The organism is Clostridia bacterium, assembly GCA_036562685.1.
GTDB lineage: Bacteria > Bacillota > Clostridia > Christensenellales > DUVY01 > DUVY01.
On record DATCJR010000047.1, the window covers coordinates 1 to 3,029 of the forward strand.

The following is a 3,029-nucleotide window of genomic DNA, read 5'->3' on the forward strand; positions in this document are numbered from 1 at the left end:
TTTGGAGCCTGAAAACAAGCAGTTATTGTTAGATGTCGCTTCAGGCGTAACAGGCAATGGTCATGTCGGACCTACTGTATATACCTATAACGATGAATGGTTTACCGAATTCTTTACTGGTGCTGCCTCAAAGTTATGGGACACATCATCAGGTTATACCGTTGATAAATACGTCACCGAATATGCACCAAAAGCTCAATCCAAACTCGACGAGGCAATCAGGCTAGAACAAGAACAAAAGCAATAATAATTTTTAAGATGGCGGTGGCAGGAAAAACAACGCCGCCATCTTAAATATAAAACTAATGACCAAAAAAAGAGGATTAGGAAATGAATGATACAGCTTTAGTTGAAACATCAAAGAATACCAAGAAAAAGAAAATATCGTCCGAAAATCTTTGGGGCTGGCTTTTTATTGCTTTGCCTGTTTTTGGAACTTCGTTTTTTGTATTTTTCCCGTTGCTTATGGCAATTTATGCTTCCTTTACCTCTTGGTCGGCAATGGTTCCTTTGTTTGATGCCAAATTCGTCAATTTTGATAATTACATCAAGTTCTTTACTGATGAACACATAAGAGAAACGCTTTTTAACACAGTGTTTTATATGATTGGTATTCCGATAAACGTAATTTTATCGCTTTTGCTTGCTATTTGCATGAACAGACCTATAAAGTTTGCCAATACATTCAGGGTTATATTTTATATTCCTGTAGTAGCAAGCGTAGTATCAATCACATTGCTGTTTTCTAGATTGTTTGATATTAACGGTGTGGTCAACAGATTTTTAAGAATATTCGGAATGAGCGAAATAAAGTGGAGCAACGGTCCTGCCTGGCTTAAGAAAATAACTATAACTATTATGCTGGTCTGGAAAGGTTTAGGCGGTTCGATATTGCTGTTTATAGCAGGACTTCAAGGCGTCAACAAAAATTACTTCGAGGCAGCCAAGCTAGACGGAGCGGGAGATGTCAAAATATTTTTCAAAATAACTTTGCCTCAATTATACCCAGTAATCTTTTATATTGTAATTACTTTGTTTATCGGCGGAGCTCAGATTTATACAGAACCGGCTTTGTTCTATCCAAATGCAGGATATGATGTAATGCCTTTGGTTTTGTACCTGTACAATCAGCAGTTTGCCTATAAAGCTGGCTATTCTGCAGCAATAGGTATAATGCTTGGAATAATGGTATTTATAGTAACCGCAATACAGTTTTATATCAATAAAAGAAAAAGCGAAAATTAAGGCGATTTTGCCTTTGTAGATAGATTGGAGAAAATATCATGGTAGAGCAAAATATTATTGACAGCTATGACAAAAAAATAAAAAAGTCGTCGATTAAGGCCAAAAGAAAAATATCAAACGCTATTGCTTACATAGTGTTGATTTTGGGGTCGTTTTTGATGATATATCCTTTCGTTTGGATGTTGTCAGCATCGTTTTCTACCAAACAATATGTTTTACAGACGGTATTTTTGCCCATAGAGTGGGATTTTACAAACTATTCAAAAATTATATCTGCGCTAGGTTCTCCTTACGGACCAGGTTATTGGAGATCACTTTTAAATACAGTATTGTATTCAACTTTGCCCGTAGTTATATGTTCGATTGTATCGGCTATGGCGGCATTTGCTTTTGCCAAAATCAAATTTAAGGGCAGAGATGTGATGTTTATGGTATTGCTTGCTGCATTGATGATACCTTTCCCTGCGATAATGATGCAGCAGACATATTTGTATTCCAAACTTGACTGGCTGACAGGACCGTGGGCTATGATTGTTCCCAAGTTTTTCGGAAATATGATGATTATATTTTTTATAAGGCAATACCTTTTGGGAATGCCGGATTCTTTGATAGAATCTGCTCGCATAGACGGCGCTAATTATTTTAAAGTGTTTATATCAATAGTTATGCCTTTGGCGATGCCTGCTGTGATAGCTCAAGGATTGCTAAACTTCATGGGTACATGGAATGATTACTTGGGACCCTTGCTTTTTGTACAGTTAAGAGACTGGTATCCGCTGACTGTATCTTTGGCAAAATACAATGCGGGAATTCATGCTCAGCACCAGATCGTAATGGCAGGATCAGTATTGGCGCTTGTACCTATTCTTATAATCTTTGGCTTGTTCCAGAAAATGATTATAGAATCCGTAATGCTAGCAGGCGTAAAAGAATAATCAAACAGGAGGGAGAATGCTGATGAAAAAGATATTGTATGTGATTTTGAGCTTAATATTGATAACGACATCAATATGCGTTGCAGGCTGTAACAACAGCAATGTGACAGACCTGGTTATCAAGTCCGAAAAAGCACCGATTATCTGGGAAGATGAAACTTATACTTTGGAAATAGACTATCCCAAAAATTATCAAGGCTTAAGAATTGTTAAGGGTGATGAAAATATTGCAACTCTTTCGTCTATAAGCAATAAAAAGTTCTTGATAAAACCCAAGCAAGGCGGCAATTATTTCGTAAAAATATATAAAGATAAAGAACTAAAGGAAATTATAAAAGTAACGATAAAAGGCTTTTATCCTTCTGACCCCAATTTTAACGAACTGGGTACGCGTACTTCAGATTATGTCAACTGGACAGAATTTGGAGCGCATGACCCTTCGTTTATAGAAGTTGACGGAAAATATTATGCTTTTTCTACTGATGTCAACGGAACAAGGTCAGGCTATCAGATAAGAGTTTCTGATGATTTGTTGCATTGGCGTTATGAACAAACAGCCATTGCTCCGGACGATATGCAGCCCAATGATTATATTGCAGGCAAAGGAGAATTTCAAGAGGCATGGGATTGGTGCAAAACAGCGCCCGAAGAATCCAATCAGATAGTAACAAGTACAAGCGGAACATTTTCATTCTGGGCACCTGACATTATCAAGGGAAATGACGGAAAGTTTTGGCTTTATTATTCTATGACTGGATATTTTGGCGGATCTAGAAGCTGTATTGGTTTGGCTAAAGCCGATAATGTTTTGGGACCTTATAAGCATGACAGTATTATCATAAAATCCCC

The 3,029-nt window shown here is 37.1% G+C and carries 4 protein-coding genes; all 4 read left to right on the top strand.

All coding sequences use genetic code 11. The annotated features are described in order from the left end of the window. The coding region (locus tag VIL26_02045) for a hypothetical protein (GenBank protein ID HEY8389726.1) at positions 1–247 on the top strand (247 nt) is incomplete at its 5' end. An 83-nt stretch (positions 248–330) separates the two neighbouring features. Continuing rightward, entirely contained in the window at positions 331–1,245 is a 915-nt protein-coding gene (locus VIL26_02050) for a sugar ABC transporter permease (protein HEY8389727.1), read from the top strand. Between the two features lie 38 nt (positions 1,246–1,283). After that, positions 1,284–2,180, top strand: coding sequence for a carbohydrate ABC transporter permease (locus VIL26_02055; GenBank protein HEY8389728.1), 897 nt, complete (start codon positions 1,284–1,286; stop codon positions 2,178–2,180). Positions 2,181–2,202: 22 nt separating this feature from the next. Then, positions 2,203–3,029, top strand: an 827-nt coding sequence (locus VIL26_02060) for a hypothetical protein (protein HEY8389729.1), incomplete at its 3' end; no start/stop codon positions are given.